28 protein-coding genes are annotated in these 24409 nt (G+C 35.7%); 22 read left to right on the top strand and 6 right to left on the bottom strand.

What is annotated here, in order from left to right; genetic code table 11:
* Nucleotides 1-147: 147 nt before the first annotated feature.
* Nucleotides 148-1083 carry a heme A synthase gene (gene ctaA / locus ACU8YW_RS19370; RefSeq protein ID WP_001188735.1) on the bottom strand — a complete coding sequence of 312 codons (936 nt, stop codon included), beginning with the start codon at nt 1081-1083 and terminating at the stop codon, nt 148-150.
* Between the two features lie 496 nt (nt 1084-1579).
* On the opposite strand from ctaA, the gene ctaB reads away from it, so the two are divergent.
* The 7 genes from ctaB (at nt 1580) to ACU8YW_RS19335 (ending at nt 8718) form a co-directional block, all read left to right on the top strand.
* Nucleotides 1580-2503 (top strand): protoheme IX farnesyltransferase, encoded by a 924-nt coding sequence (ctaB, locus tag ACU8YW_RS19365; RefSeq protein WP_000017546.1) that lies wholly within the window; start codon nt 1580-1582, stop codon nt 2501-2503.
* Nucleotides 2504-2596: 93 nt separating this feature from the next.
* Nucleotides 2597-3646 carry a cytochrome c oxidase subunit II gene (gene coxB / locus ACU8YW_RS19360; RefSeq protein WP_000745278.1) on the top strand — a complete coding sequence of 350 codons (1050 nt, stop codon included), beginning with the start codon at nt 2597-2599 and terminating at the stop codon, nt 3644-3646.
* Nucleotides 3647-3706: 60 nt separating this feature from the next.
* A complete protein-coding gene (gene ctaD / locus ACU8YW_RS19355) occupies nt 3707-5542 on the top strand; it encodes a cytochrome c oxidase subunit I (protein WP_170956742.1) in 1836 nt (611 codons plus the stop codon).
* Nucleotides 5542-6165: a cytochrome c oxidase subunit III gene (gene ctaE / locus ACU8YW_RS19350; protein ID WP_000557858.1), complete on the top strand. Its 624-nt coding sequence runs from the start codon at nt 5542-5544 to the stop codon at nt 6163-6165. Before ctaD ends, ctaE begins: the two co-directional genes overlap by 1 nt.
* Before the next feature lie 3 nt (nt 6166-6168).
* Nucleotides 6169-6501 (top strand): cytochrome c oxidase subunit IVB, encoded by a 333-nt coding sequence (gene ctaF, locus ACU8YW_RS19345; protein ID WP_000985692.1) that lies wholly within the window; start codon nt 6169-6171, stop codon nt 6499-6501.
* Between the two features lie 85 nt (nt 6502-6586).
* Complete coding sequence (ctaG, locus tag ACU8YW_RS19340) at nt 6587-7492, top strand: cytochrome c oxidase assembly factor CtaG (RefSeq protein WP_000069010.1); 906 nt, start codon at nt 6587-6589, stop codon at nt 7490-7492.
* 227 nt (nt 7493-7719) lie between these two features.
* Nucleotides 7720-8718 carry a formamidase gene (locus ACU8YW_RS19335; protein WP_000535797.1) on the top strand — a complete coding sequence of 333 codons (999 nt, stop codon included), beginning with the start codon at nt 7720-7722 and terminating at the stop codon, nt 8716-8718.
* A 46-nt stretch (nt 8719-8764) separates the two neighbouring features.
* On the opposite strand, the gene ACU8YW_RS19330 is transcribed toward ACU8YW_RS19335, so the two are convergent.
* Entirely contained in the window at nt 8765-9130 is a 366-nt protein-coding gene (locus ACU8YW_RS19330; protein WP_001160938.1) for a YugN family protein, read from the bottom strand.
* 206 nt (nt 9131-9336) lie between these two features.
* Between ACU8YW_RS19330 and ACU8YW_RS19325 the strand changes: the two genes are divergently transcribed.
* The 6 genes from ACU8YW_RS19325 (at nt 9337) to ACU8YW_RS19300 (ending at nt 12878) form a co-directional block, all read left to right on the top strand.
* A complete protein-coding gene (locus ACU8YW_RS19325; RefSeq protein WP_000735384.1) occupies nt 9337-10371 on the top strand; it encodes a CAP domain-containing protein in 1035 nt (344 codons plus the stop codon).
* Between the two features lie 186 nt (nt 10372-10557).
* The gene (locus tag ACU8YW_RS19320; protein WP_001143337.1) at nt 10558-11007 is read left to right on the top strand and encodes a YlbD family protein; all 450 of its coding nucleotides are present in this window, start codon (nt 10558-10560) and stop codon (nt 11005-11007) included.
* An 11-nt stretch (nt 11008-11018) separates the two neighbouring features.
* Nucleotides 11019-11264, top strand: a complete 246-nt coding sequence (locus ACU8YW_RS19315) for a YlbE-like family protein (protein ID WP_001200991.1) — start codon at nt 11019-11021, stop codon at nt 11262-11264.
* 82 nt (nt 11265-11346) lie between these two features.
* Nucleotides 11347-11919, top strand: a complete 573-nt coding sequence (locus ACU8YW_RS19310; protein ID WP_033657734.1) for a histidine phosphatase family protein — start codon at nt 11347-11349, stop codon at nt 11917-11919.
* A gap of 116 nt (nt 11920-12035) precedes the next feature.
* Nucleotides 12036-12485 carry a YlbF/YmcA family competence regulator gene (locus ACU8YW_RS19305; protein ID WP_000634355.1) on the top strand — a complete coding sequence of 150 codons (450 nt, stop codon included), beginning with the start codon at nt 12036-12038 and terminating at the stop codon, nt 12483-12485.
* A 126-nt stretch (nt 12486-12611) separates the two neighbouring features.
* Nucleotides 12612-12878, top strand: coding sequence for a YlbG family protein (locus tag ACU8YW_RS19300; protein WP_002080814.1), 267 nt, complete (start codon nt 12612-12614; stop codon nt 12876-12878).
* A 55-nt stretch (nt 12879-12933) separates the two neighbouring features.
* Here the strand turns inward: ACU8YW_RS19300 and ACU8YW_RS19295 are convergent, their stop codons facing one another.
* Complete coding sequence (locus ACU8YW_RS19295) at nt 12934-13323, bottom strand: DUF7147 family protein (protein WP_000616012.1); 390 nt, start codon at nt 13321-13323, stop codon at nt 12934-12936.
* Nucleotides 13324-13853: 530 nt separating this feature from the next.
* On the opposite strand from ACU8YW_RS19295, the gene rsmD reads away from it, so the two are divergent.
* Together rsmD and coaD are read left to right on the top strand one after the other, a co-directional pair.
* Nucleotides 13854-14420, top strand: a complete 567-nt coding sequence (gene rsmD, locus ACU8YW_RS19290) for a 16S rRNA (guanine(966)-N(2))-methyltransferase RsmD (RefSeq protein ID WP_001266975.1) — start codon at nt 13854-13856, stop codon at nt 14418-14420.
* Complete coding sequence (gene coaD, locus ACU8YW_RS19285) at nt 14417-14908, top strand: pantetheine-phosphate adenylyltransferase (protein WP_000200598.1); 492 nt, start codon at nt 14417-14419, stop codon at nt 14906-14908. The genes rsmD and coaD overlap by 4 nt, the downstream gene beginning before the upstream one ends.
* Here coaD and spoVV read toward each other — a convergent pair.
* Nucleotides 14900-16129, bottom strand: coding sequence for a dipicolinic acid transporter SpoVV (gene spoVV, locus ACU8YW_RS19280; RefSeq protein WP_088064314.1), 1230 nt, complete (start codon nt 16127-16129; stop codon nt 14900-14902). The two genes, coaD and spoVV, sit on opposite strands and share 9 nt — an antisense overlap.
* Before the next feature lie 113 nt (nt 16130-16242).
* Between spoVV and ACU8YW_RS19275 the strand changes: the two genes are divergently transcribed.
* Together ACU8YW_RS19275 and ACU8YW_RS19270 are read left to right on the top strand one after the other, a co-directional pair.
* Entirely contained in the window at nt 16243-17034 is a 792-nt protein-coding gene (locus ACU8YW_RS19275; RefSeq protein WP_000662602.1) for a patatin-like phospholipase family protein, read from the top strand.
* Nucleotides 17027-18052, top strand: a complete 1026-nt coding sequence (locus ACU8YW_RS19270; protein WP_000476311.1) for a SepM family pheromone-processing serine protease — start codon at nt 17027-17029, stop codon at nt 18050-18052. The genes ACU8YW_RS19275 and ACU8YW_RS19270 overlap by 8 nt, the downstream gene beginning before the upstream one ends.
* Before the next feature lie 24 nt (nt 18053-18076).
* Here the strand turns inward: ACU8YW_RS19270 and ACU8YW_RS19265 are convergent, their stop codons facing one another.
* A complete protein-coding gene (locus ACU8YW_RS19265; protein ID WP_176546123.1) occupies nt 18077-19318 on the bottom strand; it encodes a nucleotidyltransferase in 1242 nt (413 codons plus the stop codon).
* 153 nt (nt 19319-19471) lie between these two features.
* Here ACU8YW_RS19265 and ACU8YW_RS19260 point away from each other — a divergent pair, with 153 nt between their 5' ends.
* From ACU8YW_RS19260 to ACU8YW_RS19250, 3 genes are all read left to right on the top strand, one after another.
* The gene (locus ACU8YW_RS19260; protein ID WP_000872150.1) at nt 19472-19972 is read left to right on the top strand and encodes a YceD family protein; all 501 of its coding nucleotides are present in this window, start codon (nt 19472-19474) and stop codon (nt 19970-19972) included.
* 61 nt (nt 19973-20033) lie between these two features.
* Nucleotides 20034-20207 carry a 50S ribosomal protein L32 gene (rpmF, locus tag ACU8YW_RS19255; protein ID WP_001984764.1) on the top strand — a complete coding sequence of 58 codons (174 nt, stop codon included), beginning with the start codon at nt 20034-20036 and terminating at the stop codon, nt 20205-20207.
* Nucleotides 20208-20336: 129 nt separating this feature from the next.
* Nucleotides 20337-20843: an RsfA family transcriptional regulator gene (locus ACU8YW_RS19250; protein WP_000246481.1), complete on the top strand. Its 507-nt coding sequence runs from the start codon at nt 20337-20339 to the stop codon at nt 20841-20843.
* A gap of 34 nt (nt 20844-20877) precedes the next feature.
* On the opposite strand, the gene ACU8YW_RS19245 is transcribed toward ACU8YW_RS19250, so the two are convergent.
* Entirely contained in the window at nt 20878-21351 is a 474-nt protein-coding gene (locus tag ACU8YW_RS19245) for an N-acetyltransferase (RefSeq protein ID WP_000506704.1), read from the bottom strand.
* A 375-nt stretch (nt 21352-21726) separates the two neighbouring features.
* Here ACU8YW_RS19245 and panE point away from each other — a divergent pair, with 375 nt between their 5' ends.
* Together panE and bshC are read left to right on the top strand one after the other, a co-directional pair.
* Nucleotides 21727-22617 carry a 2-dehydropantoate 2-reductase gene (gene panE, locus ACU8YW_RS19240; RefSeq protein ID WP_426933834.1) on the top strand — a complete coding sequence of 297 codons (891 nt, stop codon included), beginning with the start codon at nt 21727-21729 and terminating at the stop codon, nt 22615-22617.
* A gap of 79 nt (nt 22618-22696) precedes the next feature.
* Nucleotides 22697-24313: a bacillithiol biosynthesis cysteine-adding enzyme BshC gene (gene bshC / locus ACU8YW_RS19235; RefSeq protein WP_088064311.1), complete on the top strand. Its 1617-nt coding sequence runs from the start codon at nt 22697-22699 to the stop codon at nt 24311-24313.
* Nucleotides 24314-24409: the final 96 nt, after the last annotated feature.

Below are 24409 nucleotides of genomic sequence, written 5' to 3'. Positions count from 1 at the left end.
AAAGAAGTTAGATGGGGGATCAACTGCCCATAAAAGCCTGATTGGTGCGGGCTAATAATCAGTGGGGGATGAAGACCCCCACTGATTAAAGTTTCACTTTATTGCAAAAAATACCTTGCCAATTCAGCAAGGTATTTTAATTTAAATTTATTTTGTTTGTTTAGAAGTTGATTCAGCTTCTTTTGCATTCACTTTACTTCGTGTACCTAACATAACTAAATAGCATAGTACAGCAAACAAGCAAGAAATGAATAGTGAATGTAGTAATGCCATTACTAAATTAGCATTTGTAAATACGACTAAAATTCCTACGATAGCTTGAAGTGTAACAAGGATAAATGAAATGATCCATCCCCAGTATACGACAGGCTGCTGCTTGTAATGGCGAATAGCGAGAATCATCGCGTATAGTATCCAAGCGAAAATTAACATCGCTGCAACTCTATGTCCCATTTGAACCCATTCATGTAGTTGAGTTGGCATAGGTCTATTTTTGCTACATAAAGGAAAGTCTGGACAGGCTAAGCTAGCTCGTTCGTGACGTACTAAAGCACCTGTGTAGACGACAATATAACTGTAAATTGTTACACCATAAATATGAAATTTCATTTTTTTGTCCATAATAAGTGAACGTGCATCAAATTTCTGATCAATTTCAAAGATAAGACACGTTAATAAAATGACAGAAGCAAATGAAATTAAGGAAATACCGAAATGGATAGCAAGTACAGCTGGCATTTGTCCCCAAACAACTGCTGCCGCTCCCATTAATGCTTGCGCAACTAAAAATACGAAGGATAAAATTGCTAACGTTTTTGTTTCGCGCACATGTTTATAATATTTCCAGGACAAAATACAAAGGAGAGTGACAAGAATTCCTGCTGATCCTGATGTAAGGCGGTGACTTAGTTCAATAATAGTTTCCATTGATAAATTAGATGGAACAAATTCACCGTTACAAAGTGGCCATGATTTACCGCACCCTTGGCCAGAACCTGTTTTTGTAACTAAGGCGCCTCCTAGTAAAACTATTAATAAATCAAGACTCGTAATGACTGCTAACCATTTAATAAAGCGTTGCAATCTATTTCACCATCTTTCTGCTATGAAGTTATTGCGAAATATTTTCATTCCATTATGTATAGAATAAAAAGCGCTAGTTCCTATGATATATAAAAAATAATAAAATAGCAAAGAAATGGCGGGGGCAGACAGGGGAGAGAAAATGGGTGTGGAAATAGGATATATAAGGGAATTTTTAGGTGGAAAACAGGCTATTTTGAAAAGATATGGGGAGAATACGTGTTAAATATGACAAAAAAGTTTATTATAGAAGGTAACATCATGTTATGATAAGGACAAGTAAGAATTAAGTTTTTATATTCGACACAAAAAGTTCATGTTTTCTTCACAAAATGTTCGGGAAATATGATTTAATATATTGGAGTATGGGCGTAGATTAGTAGTAGAATGGATTAACAATATTTCTACTGTAATAATATTGCTATATAGAAGCGAAATATTTCATTCGAAATAGGCGCAAAAAGAAAGATGAAAGTTTTAAGAGGGGGTTAAAGTGATGAGCCATGCAACAAGTGAGCTGCATGATGAGTCAGCTGTTACAAGTGTACCGGAAACAACTCGGCTACAAGATTTATCAGCGCTCGTTAAAATGGGGATTGTAAACTCAAATACACTTACTGTATTTACAGGATTTTGGTTGGCATTACATTTTAATGGATTAAGTGTGATGGACAATCTGGATAAGTTATTCTTTACAATCGTTGGTTCTGGATTAATTATGGCAGGGGTATGTTGTTTAAATAACTACATTGATCGAGACATCGACCCGTTAATGGAAAGAACAAAAACCCGTCCAACAGTTACTGGGAAGTATAAACCGGGATTTGCACTTACATTTGGACTAGTTATATTACTTCTTGGATTTGTATTTTTATTATTAACAACACCAATGGCAGTATTAATGGGATTTATTGGTGCTTTCACATATGTTGTCTTATATACGTTATGGACAAAGAGAAAGTATACACTAAATACTGTTGTAGGTAGTATATCTGGAGCAGTTCCACCTTTAATTGGATGGGCAGCAATCGATCCATCTTTAGGCCATCCAATTGCTTGGATGTTATTTTTAATTATGTTTATTTGGCAAATCCCACATTTCCTCGCATTAGCGATGAAACGTGTTGATGAATATCGAAATGCAGGAATTCCAATGCTTCCTGTAGTTCATGGATTTGAAATTACGAAACGCCAAATTATGATTTGGACAGTATGTTTATTACCACTACCATTTTATATGAGTGGACTAGGGATAACATTTATGGTAATTGCAACATTGTTAAACATCGGATGGATCGTTTTAGGATTTTATGGCTTCCGTAAGCAAGATGACATCAAATGGTCCGTACAAATGTTTGTTTATTCCCTAAATTATTTAACAATCTTATTTGTATCAATGATTGTAGTTACATTCTTCTAAGACAACGACATAATTGGATTTCTTTACGTTGAGATTTACTTTACTTAACTATAAAGTACAATCTAATTCACAAGGAAAGTGGGGGTTGTTTGTATGAAGAAACAGTGGCGACTGCTTTCGTTCGTTTCACTGCTGGCTTTACTGTTAGGGGGATGCGGTAAAGCCTTTCAATCTACTTTAATTCCGCAAGGAGAAGTAGCAAAAATGCAATATGATTTGCTCTTACTAGCAACTGCGATTATGGTAGGAGTAGTACTAGTAGTTACTATTATTTTCTTATATGTAATTGTGCGTTTCCGACAAAAGAAAGGTCAGGAAGATTATATTCCAGAGCAAGTTGAAGGGAATCACAAACTAGAAATTATTTGGACAGTTATTCCGATTATTCTTTTGTTAATCTTAGCTGTTCCGACGGTTACATATACATTCAAACTTGCTGATGTAAGTGCGATGGAGAAAAAGAATATTGATAAAGATACTATCGTTGTTGATGTAACAGCGAATCTTTATTGGTGGGAATTTTCTTATAAATCAGAAAAAATAGTGACTTCTCAAGATTTAGTCATCCCCACAGGTAAGAAAGTGTATTTGAATTTGAAGGGTGCCGATATTAAACATTCGTTTTGGGTTCCATCTTTAGCTGGGAAAATGGATACAAATACAGACAATGTGAACAAAATGTGGTTAAAGGCAGATAAATCGGGCACTTATAATGGTTTTTGTACAGAATTTTGCGGCCCATCACATTCTTTAATGCAATTCAAAGTGAAAGCTTTAGATGAAAGCGAGTACAAAAAGTGGCTTGCTGATATGAAGAAGATTGATGGGAAGAAAGAAGTAGCTTCAACAAAGGCGCAAGAGGGCCAAGAAATATTTAATAAAAGCTGTATTGGTTGTCACGCAGTTGGATCTAATGATAGTAGACCACCTTCCGCTCGTATCGCACCAAACTTAGCAAACTTTGCGGATCGCGATATGGTTGCCGGTATTGCCGAAAACAATGAAGAAAACTTAAAAAAATGGCTGAAAGATCCTGAAAATATGAAACCAGGAAATAAAATGACTGGTAAATATGGCAACTTAACGGATGATCAAATTGATGCATTAAATGCATACTTACAAACGTTAAAAGTTGAAAAGTAAAGAGGGATTATTCGCGAAGGGGAGGTTGAAAACGTGAGTTCTGTAGCAAAAAAACAGGGGATGGGTGCTGTCATATGGGATTATTTAACGACAGTAGACCATAAAAAGATTGCCATTCTCTATTTAATTGCAGGTGGATTGTTTTTTATAATAGGCGGAATAGAAGCTCTATTTATTCGCCTTCAATTAGCGATTCCTAACAACGCTTTTCTTGTTGGGGATGCTTATAATCAAGTATTAACGATGCACGGTACAACAATGATTTTCCTCGCAGCTATGCCACTCGTGTTTGCATTTATGAACGCCGCTGTACCACTTCAAATTGGTGCACGTGATGTAGCGTTCCCGTTTTTGAATTCACTCGGATTTTGGTTATTTTTCTTTGGTGGAGTATTTTTAAATTTAAGTTGGTTTTTAGGTGGAGCACCTGATGCAGGCTGGACATCTTATGCATCTTTAGCTTTAGCCTCTAAAGGCCATGGTGTTGATTTTTATGTACTCGGCTTGCAAATTTCCGGTATTGGTACATTAATTGGAGGTATTAACTTCCTTGTAACCATTATTAATATGCGTGCGCCAGGAATGACGTATATGCGTATGCCGATGTTTACATGGACGACATTTGTAACATCTTCTCTAATATTATTCGCTTTTCCACCGTTAACTGTAGGATTAGGACTTTTAATGTTAGATCGTTTATTTGGAACAAGTTTCTTTAATCCAGCATTGGGCGGGAATACAATTATATGGGAGCATTTATTCTGGATTTTCGGTCATCCAGAAGTATACATTCTTATACTCCCAGCTTTCGGAATATTCTCAGAAATCTTCGCGACATTTTCGAAAAAACGATTATTTGGTTATTCGTCGATGGTGTTCGCGACAGTATTAATTGGATTCTTAGGATTTATGGTATGGGCGCATCATATGTTTACTGTTGGACTTGGTCCAGTTGCAAATGCTATTTTCTCAGTTGCAACAATGGCGATTGCAGTACCGACCGGTATTAAAATATTCAACTGGCTCTTTACGATGTGGGGAGGAAGTATTCGTTTTACGACACCGATGATGTGGGCAGTAGCTTTCATTCCATCATTCGTAATGGGTGGAGTTACAGGTGTTATGCTAGCATCTGCACCAGCGGATTATCAATTTCATGATAACTATTTCGTAGTAGCTCACTTTCATTATGTAATTGTCGGCGGTGTTGTATTTGGTTTACTTGCAGGAGCTCATTATTATTGGCCACTGATGTTTAATAAAGTATTGAATGAAACGTTAGGAAAGATAACATTTTGGCTATTCTTTATCGGTTTCCATTTAACGTTCTTCATACAGCATTTCCTTGGTTTAATTGGTATGCCACGTCGTTACTACACATATCTTGAAGGCCAAGGGCTGGAAATGGGGAATATGATTAGTTCTATTGGAGCGGTATTTATGGCTCTTGGAACGATTGTTCTTCTATTCAATGTAATTAAAACGACAGTTTCAAAAGAAAAGGCTGGTCGTGATCCATGGGATGCACGTACATTAGAATGGACAATGCCAGCACCAACACCAGAATATAACTTTAAACAATTGCCATTTGTTCGCGGGTTAGATCCGTTTTGGATTGAAAAACGTGAAGGGAATAAAGAGATGACAGCGGCGGAACCAATTGGTGATATTCATATGCCAAATCCATCGTTTTCACCATTTATCATTTCTTTAGGATTGTTTATAGCGGCATTCGGTGCAATGTATATGCAGGGTGGAAAAGATAAGTTTTGGTTATTAGTAGCAATTATCGGTTTAATCATTACATTTGGTACAATGTTCCTACGTTCAGTAATCGATGATCATGGATATCATATTCATAAGGAAGATTTAGAAGATAAGGGGGGCAAGGCATAATGCATGTAGATGAAAAATTAACGAATGAAACATTTCCAGCAGAGCCTGAAAAAGCAACCCTTGAGGGAAAAAATAAGTTTGTCGGTTTTTGGTTATTTCTTGGAGGCGAAACAGTATTGTTCGCTTCCTTGTTTGGCACATATTTAGCGTTAAAGAATTCTACAAATGGTGGACCAACATCTCAAGAGATGTTCCAAATGCCACTCGTTTTCATTATGACGATGCTTTTATTAACGAGTAGCTTAACGAGCGTATATGCGATGTATCATATGAAAAACTTTAACTTTAAGAAAATGCAACTTTGGCTATTAGTAACAGTGTTGCTAGGTTTAGGGTTTTTAGCATTTGAGATATATGAGTTTTATCATTATACGCATGAATTTAAGCATACTATGAGAAGTAGTGCATTTGGTTCCGCGTTTTATGCTCTTGTTGGTACACATGGTCTCCACGTATTGTTTGGATTATGTTGGATTTTAACATTAATCTTTAGAAATGCGAAGAGAGGTCTAAATTTATACAATGCACCGAAGTTTTATGTTGCATCGATTTATTGGCACTTTATTGACGTAGTTTGGGTGTTTATTTTCACTGTAGTATATTTGATGGGAATGGTGGGATAAACAATGGCGATAAAGCAAATGAATAATCCTAAAGTTGATCTTGTTTATCGGAAGAGAAAAAGTGCGGAGGAAATGAAGCATCAAGTTATTACATTTGCATTAATGATTTTTTTAACATTAGTTGCATTTGCAGCAGTCGCATATCCGAAAACTTTTAGTCCGACTTTCTCAGTACCATTTATTTTACTATTAGCAGTGGTACAAGTAATTTTTCAATTGTATTATTTTATGCATATGAGTCATAAAGGACATGAAGCGGCAAGTTTCTTTCTTTATTCTGGTCTGTTGATCGGGTTAATTACAATTTTAGCTTTTATGACAATTGTGTGGATTTGAAAAGTGAAGAATAAGGGAGCTTGTGTCGTCACAGCTCCCTCTTCATGTTATGTGAAAGGATAACCTTAAGAAGGTAGGTGTGACAATGAGTAACTTGTGGATATTTGGTTTTCAAGCTCTATGGAGTCCAATCTTTTTACTATTTATGCTTTCGATCCTTATCGGGTACTTTTTAATTATTGGGCCATATAGAATGCGATTTGAACATGCGAAAAAGGTAAGTAAGAAGCAAGTTTTTTATTTTACGACCGGGATTGTTCTTTTGTATTTTGTAAAGGGAGGGCCTATTGATTTAATTGGTCATATTATATTTAGTGCACATATGTTTGAAATGGCAGTTATGTATATTGCAGTTCCACCGTTATTGTTGCTTGGTATACCAGTTTGGTTATATCGTTATATTACTTCTTTTAAGTTCGTTCAAATTATATTGAAGATATTTGCTAAGCCACTTATTGCATTGTTTGTATTTAATGGCCTGTTTTCTTTTTATCATTTACCAGTTGTTTTTGATACAGTAAAACAAAGTCAAATTGCTCATCCTATTTGTCTCGCTATATTGTTCTTTACGGCAATCATGATGTGGTGGCCGATGCTAAATCCATTACCAGAATATCAAACGTTAAGTGATATAAAGAAACTGGGTTATATGTTTGCTAACGGTATATTATTAACGCCAGCTTGCGCGTTAATCATTTTTGCGACGGCGCCATTATTTGCAACGTATACGGATCCGGCTGCTTGGATGAAGGCGATGGAACTATGTGTACCAGCGGGAACTTTATCTGATTTAAATATAACTGGACCAGAATTTTTACACTGGATGCCAGTCGTACAAGATCAACAAACAGGTGGCATCATTATGAAAATTGTCCAGGAAATAGTGTACGGTACGATTATTGGTTATGTATTTTTTAGGTGGGCACGTAGAGAGCGTGAAAAAGATAAAGAGCAGTTGCAACAATTACCGCCATATTTACAGACTAAGTAAAAAAGTGTATGGGTTTCCATACACTTTTATAGTTTTAGTAAACTATAAAAGATTGAATTTTCAATTTATTCATGTTAAGTTAGTGTAGGCATGTACTAAAAGTGGATATAAGATTTACTACTAGCTTTAATACGTAATGATTCCATGTGTAGTGCAAGTTTTTTAGAGAGTTACAAATTTATATTGTTATCTTTAATAAACAAGAACTATTTTAAGGGGGAATTTAAATGGGTAGTAGTGGAAGTATGGTAAAGCCAATTAGTGGTTTTTTAACAGCATTAATACAATATCCAGTACCGGTAGTAGAGTCACGTGCAGACATTGATAAACAAATTAAACAGATCATAAAAACAATTCATTCAACTAAATCAGGGTATCCTGGATTGGAATTGATAGTGTTTCCAGAATATAGTACACAAGGGCTTAATACAAAAAAATGGACTACAGAAGAGTTTTTATGTACAGTTCCTGGGCCAGAAACAGACTTGTTTGCTGAGGCATGTAAAGAGTCTGAGGTATATGGTGTTTTTTCTATAATGGAAAGAAACCCTGATGGTGGAGAACCGTATAATACAGCAATAATTATTGATCCACAAGGTGAAATGATTTTGAAGTATCGTAAGCTAAATCCTTGGGTGCCAGTCGAACCTTGGAAAGCTGGAGATTTAGGCTTACCTGTTTGTGATGGACCTGGAGGAAGTAAATTAGCTGTTTGTATTTGTCATGATGGTATGTTTCCTGAAGTAGCTCGTGAAGCAGCTTATAAAGGTGCAAATGTCTTGATTCGTATTTCTGGATATAGCACACAAGTTAGTGAACAATGGATGTTAACTAATCGTTCGAATGCATGGCAAAACTTAATGTATACATTGTCAGTGAACTTAGCGGGTTATGATGGGGTATTTTATTACTTTGGTGAAGGACAAGTTTGTAATTTTGATGGGACTACTTTAGTGCAGGGACACCGAAATCCTTGGGAGATTGTTACTGCCGAAGTATATCCAGAGCTAGCAGATCAGGCTAGATTAGGATGGGGTCTCGAAAATAATATATATAATTTAGGTTCAAGGGGATATGTAGCGACTCCTGGAGGGGTGAAAGAAAACCCGTATACGTTTGTAAAAGATTTAGCTGAAGGTAAATATAAGGTTCCTTGGGAAGATGAGATTAAAGTAAAGGATGGAACTATTTATGGGTATCCAGTCAAAAAGACGATTCATTCTTAAGTAAGATAAATAGAAAAAGCGCATCAATATGATGCGCTTTTTCTATTTACTCAATGATTTGGAACTCTTTTAACTCTTTTTCGATATTTTGTAGGAGTTGTTCGCTTTTTTGAAGTACATTCGTTGGGAAAGTTTCACCATCACCATATTCAACGCCGTGAGGATAATAATGTTTTCCTAATAAGGGAGGAAGTAGCTTTATTTCAGCGTGTCTGCTACCAACATCACCTTCAACAGCCAAACCTTGTACGCGCAAATAATAAATATCATTTAATATTTCAAATTTATAATCGTATGTAACTCGTTCATAATCCCACTGTCCAGCAAGTACAAAATGGTTCTTTTCCATAATCTCTGTTAATAGTGTTAAATCAACGACTGCCCCATTAAATTTCGTATTTGTAAATTGCATATAATACCTCCTCTTTTCATGTTACATCATTATTTTTATAATAGTATGAATAATAAGAAAGTGCAATTCATATTGAGAGAAAAGGTAGAATCCAGACTTTTTTTGCGAAAATATGATATAGTGAAAAGAGTACGGTACACACAAAAAAGGAAAGAAAAGGATTTGTGTATATCTCAATTTTATGTTTTGTGCAGGAGGTATATCGATTGAAGAAATTATTGCGTATCGTAATGATTACATTTTTAATTTTAGCTGTTGATTTATACGGGAAATTACTCGTTTCACAATATATATTAACCCCATCTCAATCAAAGCAAGAAAATAAAATTGTGAAAAAGAAAAAACAAGTAAATGAAGACTCTTCCGATACTGTTTTAAATATGATTGGTGGGGACTCTGAAAATTTATTAGCAAAATGGGGCGAACCATCTCGAATAGAGCCATCTGCTTACGGATATGAATGGTGGGTATATAATCAAGATTTAACTAAGTATGTTCAATTTGGAGTTGCAGAACGAAAAGTTGTAACGGCGTATGTTGCTGGTGAGCAGGTTAAGGTGCCGCCTTATTATATAAATGAAAAGTATGAAGAAGTGTATAAAAAGAATCCACTCTCGCATGAGATTTCGTTAAAAAGAGGGAAAAATAGTTATCAATTTGAGTTATCTGACACGGAAGTGATGGAACAACCATTAATACCTGTAGAAGATGGCTGGGCACAATTATATTTTGATCATTTTACACATGAGCTTGTTGGTGTTCGTTATATGGATGATGAAACGTTATTACGCCAAAGACCGTATCAGCTTGTTTATTCGGGTGAATTACTAGCTGAACAACCATTGACTCCAGATAAAATGAAACAAATAGAGAATGGGAATATGCAACAAATTTTTGATTTAACAAATATTATTCGAAGTCGCCATAAGTTACCGCTGTTAGCTTGGGATCAACAAACAGCAGAGGTGGCTATAGGGCATAGTAAAGATATGAAGGATAATAATTACTTTTCACACGATTCACCTACACTAGGTACGTTAGGAGATCGTTTACAGCGCGGGAAAGTAGGGTTTCAACTTGCTGGTGAGAACATAGCGGCGCAACATAGTGATGGAATTGCGGCGGTGCAAGGTTGGTTAAATAGTGAAGGGCATAGAAAGAATGTATTAAATGAACAATTTACAGGATTAGGTGTTGGGGTATACGATAAGTTTTATACACAAAACTTTATTCGAAAATAAAGTGAAATTTTAAGTTGTGTAGGGGAAACCTCACGTTTAAGTACTTCGTATTCACTGAAGTGTAGGTCGGAATCTTACCGTATGCAAATAGCAGGATAAAAAGGTGCATGAATCGTCTAAAAATAGGCGAACCATGTGCCTTTTTTTTCTTACTATATAGTAGATATACATGAAGAGGTGAGGATTATGCCAACAACAAAAGGACCGTTACATCCATCGGTTCAACAGTTTAAAGAGTTTGTAAACCATCACCCTAAAATGGTTCATGAGGTTAGAAGTGGTCACAAAACTTGGCAACAGTTTTATGAAGAATGGTACTTACTTGGTGAAGAAGATCCGATATGGGCAACTTTTAGGCCTGATGGAGCGCCAGCTTTTTCTTCGGTAAAAGAAAATAAACAAGAAAAAGAAAAAGAAAAAGATAATCGAACTGAAGAGGAAAAAACTGCTGATGTGATGGGACAAATGCTTTCTTTCTTTAAAAAGCTAGATGTGGAACAGATGCAACACCATTTAGCTAATGTGACGAGTGCTATTGGTAGTGTGCAACAAGTTTTTCAACAATTTCAAGGGAAGCCCGCGCGGCAAGAAGAAAGTACTTCCGAAAATAATCCATTTTTCTTTCAGAAGGATTAGGGGGAAAGCGGATGAGAGCAGAAATTATGGAGTTTATAAAGGCTGATGAGGATTTATCTCGCTATATTAGGGAGCAACCGTACTGGTATAGAAAACTAACGCGAAACCCTGAAGAAAAAGAGGCATTTGAGTTAGCGGCTATGCAGCATTTCAAAAAAACGATACCAGATAAAGTTGAGAAATTTCAAAACCAATTGGCAGTTGCCTCCATTATGATCGATATGTTTCAGTATATGAAGCAGCAAAATACAACATAATTGGAAGGGAAAACTATGTCCGTCATGCAGAACTTTTGATACAATAGAAGCGGATTATTTAAAAAGGAGTTGCAGCATGAGCATGACGGAAATTTGTTTAGTACGACATGGACAAACTGATTGGAATTTTCAAGAGATTATTCAGGGACGTGAAGATATTCCACTTAATGAAGTGGGAAAGAAGCAAGCAAGTCAAAGTGCAGTTGCTTTGCAAGCGGAAGCATGGGATGTAATTATAAGTAGCCCATTAATTAGAGCGCACGAAACAGCTAAGGAAATTGCAGGGGCTGCAGGATTGCAATCGATTTTATTAGATGAGCGATTTGTTGAACGTAATTTTGGTGAAGCTTCTGGGAAGCCGGTTGCGACTGTTAGGGAGCTAATTGCAGAAGGTAAAGTAGAAGGTATGGAGCAAGATGAAGAGATTGTAACCCGTTGCTTTGCTGCTATAAAAGATGTTGCAGAAACCCATTCTGGCAAACGTATTATCATTGTAGCTCATTCACATGCGATAAAAGCAATTTTACATGCAATTGCACCGGAAGATATTTCGTTTAAGACACCATTAAAAAATGCATGTATTAGTTATGTGAAAGAAAATAGTGGGAAATGGGATGTTCTGAAATATAATATTGCGGAACATATTAATGTATAAGTATGTGCTGGGATTATACGGAAAATAGTTAGAGTGATATCTTTCTGTTTAGTGAGACACTTCAATTAGTAGTTCTATTCTAAATGTGGTATGATGAATACTCGGAGGTGTCTCTCATGATTGTAGCGACGCTGGAAAGCGTATTGATATTAGATAAGGCAGAGCAGCTTGCAAAAGCGATTATCTGTTCAGATATAGCAGAAGACTATCGTAAGTGTTATAAAGAATTGCATGAAGATATGGAAGTTCAGACGTTAATTCAGCAATTTACAGCGATGAAAGAACGATATGAAGAAGTGCAACGTTTCGGTAAATACCATCCTGATTATACTTTCGTTTCGACGAAAATGAGGGAGTTAAAGCGTTCTGTAGACTTACATGATAAGGTTGCAGCTTTTAAACGAGTAGAAACAGCTTTGCAAAAGTTGTTAGATGAAGTTAGTGTAGCAATCGGTTCTGAGGTGTCTTCTTCCATCAAAGTTCCAACAGGAAATCCATTTTTTGATGCTGGTGGCTGTGGTGGCGGTTGTGGTACCGGCGGAGGTTGTGGCTGTAAAACGGGGTAAATTACCCCGTTTTTTAGAAGATAGAAGAAAACGTATACAGAGTTTGTCCTGTAATGTCATAAATTTCTGATTGGTTTTCATAAAATATAAAATATATGTTTTTAAAAGGAGAAGATGGAGAAGATTATGTTCGGGCAACGACAAAGTATGATTGTTTATTTACATTCATTGAAACATGCCAAGATTTTAAGGAAATATGGTAACATACATTACATATCAAAACGCTTAAAATACGCAGTAGTATATTGTGATATGGAACAAATTGAGCATATGATGCAAAAGTTGAACAAACTTCCTTTTGTGAAGAAGATAGAACAGTCGTACCGCCCGTATTTAAAAACGGAATTTGAAAATTCACGTCCTGATCGGGCAAAAGAATACGATTATAGTTAATAGAAAAAATCCCCTGCTAATTTTAGTAGGGGATTTTTTTACTTGAAATAACACTTTATTTCATTGGAGGAATGAAATTATTCATTCGTAAAATACCAATTAAATGATTGAAAAACAGTTCTTTTTCTGGGAAAGTTGTGGATGGTTTTACCGTAAAGGTAGTCACTTTTCTTCCTAGTTGTTCTGCCGTTTCTTCAAATAAAATGACGCGTTTACTTTTTTTATTTTCAAGTACAGGAATGCCTTCACGACATATGTATAATGGTTGGAAATCACCAGTAGTAGTTGGTTTTAATATTACAACAAGTGAGCACACTTTTTTTTCATTTTTAATCGTTTCAAATTGTAACATATGTGTTATACGTTCTTGATTTGCTTTGGCAATTTCAAGTAATTCATATAAATCAGAGTAGCCTTCTCCGAGTTCTATAAAGCGTTGAATCATATTTTTTCCTCCTCTTTCTTTTACTTACTGTACCATCTCACTTTTTAAATGAAAAGTAGACAAAGAAAAAAAACCCTGCAAAGCAGGGCCCTTCTTATACTAGCATGTACTAGTAAGAAGGCAAAGGGAGAGGAGAAACCGGAGGAAGAACTTATGGGGAAACGTAAGTCTTCTCCGCGGTTGGCAACAACATCGAAGGTGATGTTGTTATAATTATTTATGTCCAATCTAAATGAAGATATACATCATGAAATTAAATTTTATGTTTGGCTTTTTATTTTTCTTTTTTTTATTTTATGATAGGATAAAAAAGATAAAGTGAAACGAATATACATATTGGGTTCGTGTTAGCGCATGGTGAGATGAATACATAAAAATGCAGAGCGGTTATTTTAAGCCAAAGTTCTCCTATTGTTCGTTGAGAAATGAATGGAAAATTTCATGGAATAGTATAGTTTGGTAGCGGTTACCGAATGGAGAAAGGTTTTCTATAATTGCTCGATAGATTGAAATAAAGGTAGTGACAACAGATGAGAGTAGTTTCAGGAAAATGTAAAGGGCATCCACTAAAAGCGGTGCCAGGTAATACAACACGTCCAACGACAGATAAAGTAAAAGAATCAATCTTTAATATGATAGGTCCTTATTTTGATGGTGGTATCGCTCTTGATTTATTTGGCGGTAGTGGTGGTCTTGGAATCGAGGCTATAAGTAGAGGGATTGATAAAGCAATTTTTGTTGATCGAGATAATAAAGCGATAAAAGTAATCCATCAAAATTTAGAAAGTTGTCGAATACAGGAACAAGCTGAAGTATATCGAAATGATGCAGAACGTGCGGTAAAGGCTCTTATAAAACGTGAAATATCATTCGATCTTATACTAATTGATCCTCCATATAAAGATCAAAAAATTGTATCTTTAATTAGTGTGATGGATCAACATGGATTGCTACATAGAGATGGATTAATTATGTCAGAGCATGGTAATGATGTGGTTTTACCTGATTCTATAGGGAGTCTTGTAAAAGTAAGAGCTGAAAATTATGGGATTACAGCAATATCGATTTATAAGTATGAAGGTGAGGGGACGGAATGACTAGTATAGCTATTTCTTCGGGAAGTTTTGATCCAATTACCCTTGGGCATCTGGATATTATTAAAAGGGGAGCAAAAGTATTTGATGAGGTATACGTAGTAGTTTTAAACAACTCGTCAAAAAAACCGTTCTTTTCAGTTGAAGAGCGCTTAGATTTAATTCGAGAAGCAACAAAGGATATCCCGAATGTAAAAGTAGATTCACATAGTGGACTACTAGTGGAGTATGCGAAAATGCGTAATGCAAACGCGATTTTGCGTGGGTTACGAGCGGTTTCTGATTTTGAATATGAGATGCAAATTACTTCTATGAATCGAAAATTAGATGAAAATATTGAAACCTTTTTTATTATGACAAATAACCAATATTCATTTTTAAGCTCGAGCATTGTAAAAGAAGTTGCGAGATATGGAGGAAGCGTAGTAGATCTTGTACCTCCTGTTGTAGAACGTGCTTTAAAAGAAAAGTTTCAAACCCCGTTAAAGTGAACGGGGTTTTTCTTTGTTGCTACGAAAAAATAATAAGATAACATATACATATAAACAAAATAAAGTAAAGATCGGTCCATAGTGTACAAAAGATGTCCAAATTTCTTGCAGTATAGAAGAATGATTCGATAAAAATACGGGGATATCTTTTTGCATAGGTGAAAAAGAGCTTACTTTTTCATAAAATGGTTTCCAAAATATAAAAGTAAAAATAGGAGCCAGAATACTTTGGATAATTCGTGCGAAAAAATAGGGCTTAAATCGGATGTCTGTTTCAGCTAATATGCTAGCAACTTGTGCCTGAATAGAAAGGCCGCTAAACGCTAAAATAAAGCTTGTTACCATAGCTTGCTGCAGGAGGGGTGTTTCATTTATTTGACTAATCATTTGGCTACCGAGTGTCATTTCAAAAATGCCTGATAAGATTGGAATACTAAATTCTGTAGTTAGTTGGAAGAATGATAAAATATGTTGCATAATAAAAGAAAGTGCTGCTGTAATATGAAATACAGTAATCATTTTATTTAAAACAGAGAATAAAATAATAAATCCACCAATCATAAGTAACGTTTGAATAGAAGAAACGATAGCGTCCCCAAGTAATTTTCCTAATGGTCTTTTTTCTTGCATGCGCGTCTCGTGTAGGACTGAAAAAGGGTTTTGAAAAGGACGTTTTTTAGTAGGATGTTGATCCTTCGTGGAAATATTGTTATTGCCGTAAAAACGCATCAATAACCCGACGGCAAAGTTACTTAAATAATGTGCAGCAGCTAATACGATTCCTAATTTCGGATTATTGAAAAAACCGATAGAAACAGCTCCAAAAATAAAAAGTGGATTAGATGAGTTTGTAAAAGATACGAGGCGTTCTGCTTCGATTTGTGTTAGCTGATTACTTTTACGTAGTCTAGCGCTTAATTTGGCGCCAGCAGGGAATCCAGAAGCCATTCCCATTGCCCAAACAAATCCGCCTATCCCTGGAACGCGAAAAAGTGGTCGCATGAGTGGTTCTAATATAACACCTATAAATTTTACAACACCAATACTAATTAGAAGTTCCGCAATGATGAAAAACGGTAAAAGTGAAGGGAATACAACTTCCCACCATATATTTAACCCTCGAATGGAAGCTTGCAAAGCAGCTTGGGGGTGAAGTACAAGAGAAAAGGTTAAAAATAGTGTTGATAGGGTAAGAAAAGCCGTTTTCCATTTTTCATACATGTAAGTAAATCCCCCTTTGTCCCAAAAAACGTTCATTTCAGTATACGTGGATACGTAGTGCATTTAGACCATAAGTATGAAAAAGGAATGAAAAAAATTAAAGGGTGAGAAAAATGAAAGAACCGAAAATTGGTTTAGCTCTTGGATCTGGGGGCGCAAAAGGGTTTGCGCATATTGGTGTTATAAAAGTTTTAAGAGAAAATGGTATACCGATTCATATGATTGCAGGAAGTAGTATGGGGGCTTTAGTAGGTACGTTTTATGCAGCTAGCTCAAACGTTGAAAGGTTGTATAAACTGGCAAATGTTTTTAAGAGGAAATATTATTTAGATTTTACAGTTCCGAAAATGGGATTTATTGCTGGAAAACGTGTCAAAGATATGATTAAAATGTTTACATATAATAAAAATTTAGAAGAGTTAGATATCCCGACGGCTGTTGTGGCTACTGACATCTTGAAGGGGGAAAAAGTAGTTTTTACAAGTGGTCCTGTTGCAGAGGCTGTGAGAGCTAGCATATCTGTACCTGGAGTGTTTGTACCAGAAAAGATAGATGGACGATTATTGGTGGATGGCGGAGTGATTGATCGCATTCCAGTATCGGTTGTGAAAGAGTTAGGTGCCGATATTGTTATTGCTGTTGATGTATCGCCGATTAAAGTGAATGGAGAGGTTACGTCTATTTATGATGTAATTATGCAGAGTATTGAAATTATGCAACATGAGCTGGTGATGAATCGACAAATTGCATCGGATTTAATGATGCGACCAGCTGTAGAACAATTTAGTTCACGTGCTTTTACAAACATTGAAGACATTATTCGAGTTGGAGAAGTAGAGGCGGAAAAACATGTTGCAAATATTTATTTATTAATTGAGCAGTGGAAGGAGAAACATAATGTTTAAGCGTTTTCGGTTTATATATGCAATTTTAATAGGGGTTATATTGGCGATGTTACTTGTTTACGTACGTTTACCGTATTATGTAACAAAACCAGGAATGGCGGCCAAATTAGAGCCTTACGTTCAAGTTGAGGGTGGAACGAAAGAATCCGGTGATTTTATGCTTGTTACGGTTTCAATGGGACCAGCAAATGTGGTGAATTTAATAGCGGCACAGTTTAATAAATATACACATATTTCGAAAGCGGAAGAAATATTGCAAAAAGGTGAGAGTGATGAAGAATATCAATTTCGCCAAAATTATGCGATGAAAGATTCGCAAAATGCAGCAATCTATAATGCGTATAAACGTGCAAACCGTACTGTTTCTTTTGAAAATAAAGGTGTATTGGTTGCAGGAGTAGCGAAAGGGATGCCGTCAGAAGGAAAGCTTAAGCTTGGAGATGTCATCATAGCTGTCGACGGAAAAACATTTGAAAAGACGGAGCAATTTATTGAATATATGACAGGGAAAAAAGAAGGGGAAGCAGTAAATATTGAGTACAAGAGAAATGGAAAACAGTTAAAAGAAAATTTAAATGTAAAGACCATTCCGAATGGAAATGGGCGTGTTGGTATAGGGGTTTCTATCGTTACTGAAAGAGAATTAATGGTAGATCCGAAAGTGAAAATTGATTCTCATGAAATAGGCGGACCATCGGCAGGCCTAATGTTTACATTAGAAATATATAATCAACTTGTGGAAGATGATTTAACAAGAGGGCATGAAATAGCTGGAACAGGGACGATAAATGAAAAGGGAGAAATTGGTCCGATTGGTGGTATTCAGCAAAAAGTGGTTGCTGCAAGTGATGCTGGTGCTGAAGTGTTCTTTGCGCCAAATGAAAAAGGTGCGGAGAAATCGAATTATAAAGATGCGCTTGAGGCTGCGAAAGATATTAAAACAAAAATGAAAGTTGTACCAGTTGATACGCTGGATGATGCATTGCTGTATTTGGAAAAAATGGGCGAGAAAAAATAAACCTCTCTGAAAAAGAGAGGTTTTTTATAGAAATTTTGCAGTTGTTTCATCATAACGAATTGGATGGTGTGTTGCATCTTGTTTTAGTAGTTGTGTTCGTAATGGTTCTTGCATGATGGAGAAATATACAGAATTGGCTTTTCGCTCTATATGTAAAGTAGGATGGTCAAATGTTTTTGTATGGGTAAGGATGGGAAGCTCTATTTTTTTCTTGTTTTTTGAAAGGTAAGTTTGTCCTTTTTGTGACATGCCTAGTAGACGAATGTACGGTGCATGCTGCTCTATATTTGCGCTATGTATTTCTTGTTTTGTTGTATTTGTTAAAATGTGTGTACAAGCTCTTTGTAATCTAGTCCATGTATAACGCTTCGTTTTTAATGCTTCCATGAATGAATGGAAGGAGGAACTGTTTTGTATTTTTGATAAAATACGATGCTCTAAACCTTCTTCTATTTCATATATATGTCGTAAGTCTTCTGGAGACATCGTCATGAGTTTGTATTTGAAAAATGAAAAGTATTGTTCCCAATTATGTAATATCCCGTAGTTTTGTTTGTAACTTGCTAAAAGAGAAGCAGTCGCTTTTGGGATAAAAGGCTCAATTTCTGTAAAAGAACTATTTTCGCTAAAAAGTTTTTTACGAATACTAGTTGCGCTTGCAATATGTTGGTCGCTAAATGTTTCATCATGATAATGAGATGCGAATCTTTTTATCGTTTGTGCTTGCATAGAACTATTTTGTAAGAAAATTGATTTCATGTATTGGAATCCTAATATGTTATTCGGTTGTGACATGTCTATGTTTTTTTCGGATGGTAAAATGTGTAGGAAGGCTTCAGATGTAGCTTTTGCGTAACTGTTACCTGCATTCATAAATTGCTTTACAAGACGATTAAAAGTATCTTCTTCATTTTTTTGCACAGAGATGGTGTTATGAAAATTTTCAATCTGCCCATCTTCACTACCGAAACAAATTTCAGAAACACGCAGGGCGTTTAAAATAGAAATAGCGCCATTTGCAAAGGTTTCAGCCTTTTGTGTTGAGAAGGCGTATGGAAGCTCTACAACAAGGTCTACACCGCATGATAAGGCCATTTTGGTACGATACCATTTGGATATGAGTGCTGGCTCACCACGCTGTAAAAAAGGGCCACTCATAACAGCGATTGTAATATCGGCGTGTGTTAACTTTTTTGTTTGTTGCACATGATAATCATGACCGTTATGAAAAGGGTTATATTCAACAACAATACCACTGGCTTTTATGGTAATCTCTCCTTTCGATGTAGCATCTTTTTCAAAAACGTGATACTCTATATATTATTTACTATGATGACTTCATTATAGTGTAAAGAAAAAACATTGACAAATATAAAATGGCTAGCTATAATTTTGTTTGTTGCCTTGAGGTGATATGATATGAAATGGTCCATCCATCAATTGAATAAATTGAGAAATAAAGGATTGACATTGGATGAGATGGTAGATGTAAGTGAGCTACAAGAGGTCGAGAAAGATATTCGTGAAATTAATCCTGCTCATGTAACAGGAAGAGTTGATTTTGGCTCCGGTAAGTTTACGTTCCATCTACATATAACTGGAAGCATGGTTTTACCATGTTCTCGCTCTTTAGTAGATGTGACATTACCATTTGACATTAAAACAACTGAGGTGTTCCAAACTTCACAAGAAGAATTTGAAACTGAAGCTGAAATTCATTGTTTAGAAGGAGAAGTACTTGACTTACTGCCCGTAATCAAGGAAAATATACTTTTGGAGATTCCAATGCAAATTTTCAGTGATGATGTTTCTGGTGGAGCACCGATGCAAGGTCAAGACTGGCAAGTGATTTCGGAAGAAAACAAAGAAAAGACTGTTGATCCACGATTAGCAGGACTTGCAAAGTTTTTTGACAAATAATCGGAAGACTGGTTTAGGCCTTCATATGAAAATAACTATTTCTTTTAAGGAGGTGGGAAGAATGGCTGTACCTTTTAGAAGAACTTCTAAAACAGTAAAAAGAAAGCGTCGTACGCATTTCAAATTATCAGTACCTGGTATGGTAGAGTGCCCAAGCTGTGGTGAAGCGAAATTAGCTCACCGTGTATGTAAAGCATGCGGTACTTACAAAGGTAAAGAAGTAATCAGCAAGTAATTGCGGGAAAATAAACGTAGAAGATATCTTCTGCGTTTATTTTTTTTGTCTTATTCTTTATTTGTTGTATTCTATCTTTTCTAGTAACTGCATATGCTTAATAAAAAATGCATAGGGAGGACTAGAGAGATGGCGACAACAAGACAAGATGCTTGGACTGATGATGAAGATTTGCTTCTGGCAGAAGTAGTACTCCGGCATATTCGAGAAGGTGGAACGCAATTATCTGCCTTTAAAGAAGTGGGAAGACATTTATCTCGTACACCAGCAGCATGTGGCTTTAGATGGAATTCTTACGTTAGAAAGCAATACAAAGAACGTATTGAAGAAGCGAAGCAACTACGTAAAGTAGAAAATTATGAAGTAAAAGAGACAAAGGTAGTAGAGCCTACGTCAATTACATTGAATGATGTTATTGATTTCTTGCAAAATTATAAAGATGAAAACTCTTTAATGGTGTTGCAACAGCAAATTGAATCGTTACAAACAGAGAGAGAGAGTCTTTTGGAGCGATTATCAGTATATGAGGAAGAGTATAGAACATTGCTTGATTATATCGATCAAAAAAGAAGTGTAATGGTAGCGGAAAGAAATAGCGCTCGTTCGAATGGGAAATTAGAAAAGTTAAAGAAATAAAAAAACAGCTGCTATGTAGCTGTTTTTTTATTTTTTATGCAGACTCTTCGTTTGTAACCGTATTCAAATTTGTTTCTGGGTTCCAAACATAAAAATCACCATCAGGTACTGATACAGGCTGGAAATTTAATTTATCCCAAAAACCAGCTGAATGGATACGTGCGATCGTTTTAATTGGGAACTGTAGCCCCTTCGCATAATTTACAAGCATTTCTCCGAATCCTTGTTTTTGGAAAGTTGGTAACACTTCAAGTTTATAGAGTTCTAGGTAAGTACCTGTAATTTCGAATGGTTCTCCGCCGTTCCTTTTCATATATAGACTCATACGTGCAATTAGTGATCCGCCATAATAAATACCGTAAAATGGAGATTCACTATCGTTTTCAATAATGTTTGCCTGTAATTCTTCTAACATGGATAGTTCTTGAGCTCCGCAACCTTTAAATTTTTTAAATTCGTCTAATGTTTTATAATTGATGAGCAAGCGCTCAACTTTTGGGAATCCCATAACATCACATCCTTTTCTTGTCTCGTTGAATGCAGAAAAGTAAAAATATTTACAATAATATTATAACTCATTTTTTTATTTTTATGAAGAAGATAGTATATTTCTTTTATTATTTTTTTGAGGATTTGCTAAACTAAGAGTAGAAACATATTAATAGGTAGTATATACATATTGAAAGTAGAGGTTGCATTTGTTTGTTAAAGAGTAATGAAATTGTAAACTATGTTCATGGAATTGAGAAAGGTAAAGTGAAACTGTAATCAGTGGGATTTGTTCACCTTTAGTTAATTATGATTCCGCACCAATCAGGCGTTTGCGGGATAAAAAGGGGGAGGGAAAAGGGACTTGTGTAACGTATTTATATGAGTTCCTTGTGTGAAAATGAAAATCGGAGTTGTGGGACCAGGAGCTATCGGTCTGTTATATGCATTTTATTTACAAAAAAGTAATCAAGATGTTACGTTGTTTACAAGGACAGCTAAACAGGCTGAGGAATTGAATAGAACGGGTGTAACTTGTATGAGGGAGGAAAAACGTGAAACCGTATTCCCACCTGCTTTACCAATAGAAAGTATGCTAGACCAGAAGCTAGACTATATATTTATTGCTGTTAAGCAATATCATATAACTGACATACTACCTTTTGTGCGAGGGGAATCCTCATTAATCTTTTTGCAAAACGGAATGTCGCACCTTCATGCTATGCAGCAAATAAGAAATGAAAATATTGCGGTTGGGATTGTAGAGCATGGTGCAAAAAAAGAAGAAAGACATATCGTTTATCATACGGGGATAGGTGTAACGAAGTTTGGAATCGTGTACGGCCAGTCTATACATTTTGAAAAAATATTTAATTGCTTTCCATTTCCTCATTTTCCGATTCAAATAGAAGATGATTGGAAGGATGTCATGCACAAAAAATTAGTAGTTAATGTATGTATCAATCCATTGACAGCATTATTACAAGTCCAGAACGGAGAGTTGATTACGAACCCGTTTTTTTATCGATTGATGGAGCAAGTTTTTCAGGAAGTCGTTTTTCTTGTTAAAGAAGAAAAAGAAATGGTATGGAAAATGGTACGCCACGTATGTGAAAGAACGTCTCGTAATACATCATCTATGCTGGCAGATGTAAGGGCAAATAGACAAACGGAAATCGGTGCGATTGTTGGATATGTATTAGAAGAAGCTAAGAAACAGCAACGATCTGTTCCGACACTGCAATTTTTGTTCGATGCAATAAAAGGATTAGAAGTAAAAGAATAAGTGTAATTCTTTGCTTTTACGTGCAACATTGACTACAATGTGGATTGGTGAGAGAACAGGATACGAAAGGAAGAATTATATGGAGATAAAAGAAATCTCTGTTCCGCAACAAGGTGTTGTAGCGGACTATATGAACGGTAAAAAAGAGATACAGTCGTGTTTTGACTATATGTTAACAGAAGATGCTTTTAAACAGCGTGTACATGATTTGCGTGAGAGGGAGTTTTTCCGCCAAGGTTTAGTAGCGCATTTATTAGAATATAATACAAAATTACAAGCGGGAGAAGCTACGATTCAAAATGTAAAAGCGCTTGGAGATGAAAATACATATGTTGTTATAGCTGGACAACAAGCTGGGTTATTAACTGGACCACTTTATACAATTCATAAAATTATTTCAGTTTTACAGCTTGCGAGGGAAAAGGAAGAAAGTTTAGGTGTTAAAGTCGTTCCTGTTTTCTGGATTGCTGGTGAAGACCATGATATGGATGAAATTAATCATACTTTTGTAACGAAGAATAAAAAAATAAAAAAGACTATTTTTCATGACCGTAATCCGAAAGTGGCGAGTGCTTCAGAGTCCGAGCTTTCTTTGGAAGACTGTAGAAAGTGGATTGAAGAAATTTTCAAAACATACCCTGAAACGAATTTTACAAAGGATGTACTGCAATTTATTGATGATTCTTTGGGGAAATCGAATACGTATGTAGATTTCTTTGCCCATCTTATTATGAAAATGTTCGTTAATTCTGGTTTAATTCTTGTTGATTCGCATCATCCTGAATTAAGAAAATTAGAAGTGCCGTTTTTTAAGCAAATTATAGGTAAGTATAAAGAAGTGCAAGAGGGGCTTCATAACCAACAGGAAATAATTAAAGAATTAGGATATAAACCGATTATTGAAACAAAGTATAATGCAGTACATATATTCATGGAAATTGATAATGAGCGAGTATTACTTGAAGACGATCAAGGGAAGTTTGTAGGGAAGGATGGAGCGTATTCCTTTTCATATGAGGAATTGATGGAAGAGATGGAAAGAAGTCCAGAACGCTTTAGTAATAATGTTGTAACGCGCCCTCTTATGCAAGAGTATCTATTTCCTACGCTCGCGTTTATTGGAGGACCAGGGGAATTAGCTTACTGGAGTGAATTGCAACAAGTTTTCCATACGATTGGTTTCCAAATGCCGCCTGTCGTTCCTCGTATTACAATCACTTATGTAGAGAGGGATATAGCGACAGATTTATACGATTTGCAATTGCAAGACAGTGATCCTTTTTTAAATAACGTAGATAAGTTGCGTGAAAACTGGTTATCTAATCAAATAGAGGAACCGATAGATGATCGATTTGTAGAGGCGAAAAAAGAAATAATTGATATCCATACGTCATTACAACAGTTTGTGAAGAAAATAGATCCTGGATTAAGTGCGTTTGCAGGGAAAAATGAATTCAAAATTAATGAACAAATTGAACTGTTGGAAAGAATGTTGAAAAGAAATGTTGAGAAAAAACATGAAGTACAGCTAAATAAATTCCGTCGTATACAATTTGCACTTCGTCCATTAGGGGCGCCGCAAGAGCGTGTGTGGAATGTATGTTACTATTTAAATCAGTTTGGTTTGGATTTCGTTGATCGTGTAATGGAAAAATCGTTTTCTTGGGACGGAAAACATCATGTTATAAAACTATAGAATCTTGCTCTTAGGAGCAGGATTTTATTTTTGTCTTGTTGAATTTACTGTGAAGTGAAATTTTTCTGAATTATCAATTTTAAAAAAGTGAATATC

The organism is Bacillus pretiosus (assembly GCF_052947655.1).
This window is presented reverse-complemented; position numbering and strand designations above follow the sequence as displayed.

Coding starts and splice junctions, on each gene's coding strand:
- ctaB (WP_000017546.1), top strand. CDS start 1,580: ATGAGCCATGCAACAAGTGAGCTGCATGATGAGTCAGCTGTTACAAGT.
- coxB (WP_000745278.1), top strand. CDS start 2,597: ATGAAGAAACAGTGGCGACTGCTTTCGTTCGTTTCACTGCTGGCTTTA.
- ctaD (WP_170956742.1), top strand. CDS start 3,707: ATGGGTGCTGTCATATGGGATTATTTAACGACAGTAGACCATAAAAAG.
- ctaE (WP_000557858.1), top strand. CDS start 5,542: ATGCATGTAGATGAAAAATTAACGAATGAAACATTTCCAGCAGAGCCT.
- ctaF (WP_000985692.1), top strand. CDS start 6,169: ATGGCGATAAAGCAAATGAATAATCCTAAAGTTGATCTTGTTTATCGG.
- ctaG (WP_000069010.1), top strand. CDS start 6,587: ATGAGTAACTTGTGGATATTTGGTTTTCAAGCTCTATGGAGTCCAATC.
- ACU8YW_RS19335 (WP_000535797.1), top strand. CDS start 7,720: ATGGGTAGTAGTGGAAGTATGGTAAAGCCAATTAGTGGTTTTTTAACA.
- ACU8YW_RS19330 (WP_001160938.1), bottom strand. CDS start 9,130: ATGCAATTTACAAATACGAAATTTAATGGGGCAGTCGTTGATTTAACA.
- ACU8YW_RS19320 (WP_001143337.1), top strand. CDS start 10,558: ATGCCAACAACAAAAGGACCGTTACATCCATCGGTTCAACAGTTTAAA.
- ACU8YW_RS19315 (WP_001200991.1), top strand. CDS start 11,019: ATGAGAGCAGAAATTATGGAGTTTATAAAGGCTGATGAGGATTTATCT.
- ACU8YW_RS19310 (WP_033657734.1), top strand. CDS start 11,347: ATGACGGAAATTTGTTTAGTACGACATGGACAAACTGATTGGAATTTT.
- ACU8YW_RS19305 (WP_000634355.1), top strand. CDS start 12,036: ATGATTGTAGCGACGCTGGAAAGCGTATTGATATTAGATAAGGCAGAG.
- ACU8YW_RS19300 (WP_002080814.1), top strand. CDS start 12,612: ATGTTCGGGCAACGACAAAGTATGATTGTTTATTTACATTCATTGAAA.
- ACU8YW_RS19295 (WP_000616012.1), bottom strand. CDS start 13,323: ATGATTCAACGCTTTATAGAACTCGGAGAAGGCTACTCTGATTTATAT.
- rsmD (WP_001266975.1), top strand. CDS start 13,854: ATGAGAGTAGTTTCAGGAAAATGTAAAGGGCATCCACTAAAAGCGGTG.
- coaD (WP_000200598.1), top strand. CDS start 14,417: ATGACTAGTATAGCTATTTCTTCGGGAAGTTTTGATCCAATTACCCTT.
- spoVV (WP_088064314.1), bottom strand. CDS start 16,129: ATGTATGAAAAATGGAAAACGGCTTTTCTTACCCTATCAACACTATTT.
- ACU8YW_RS19275 (WP_000662602.1), top strand. CDS start 16,243: ATGAAAGAACCGAAAATTGGTTTAGCTCTTGGATCTGGGGGCGCAAAA.
- ACU8YW_RS19270 (WP_000476311.1), top strand. CDS start 17,027: ATGTTTAAGCGTTTTCGGTTTATATATGCAATTTTAATAGGGGTTATA.
- ACU8YW_RS19260 (WP_000872150.1), top strand. CDS start 19,472: ATGAAATGGTCCATCCATCAATTGAATAAATTGAGAAATAAAGGATTG.
- rpmF (WP_001984764.1), top strand. CDS start 20,034: ATGGCTGTACCTTTTAGAAGAACTTCTAAAACAGTAAAAAGAAAGCGT.
- ACU8YW_RS19250 (WP_000246481.1), top strand. CDS start 20,337: ATGGCGACAACAAGACAAGATGCTTGGACTGATGATGAAGATTTGCTT.
- ACU8YW_RS19245 (WP_000506704.1), bottom strand. CDS start 21,351: ATGGGATTCCCAAAAGTTGAGCGCTTGCTCATCAATTATAAAACATTA.
- bshC (WP_088064311.1), top strand. CDS start 22,697: ATGGAGATAAAAGAAATCTCTGTTCCGCAACAAGGTGTTGTAGCGGAC.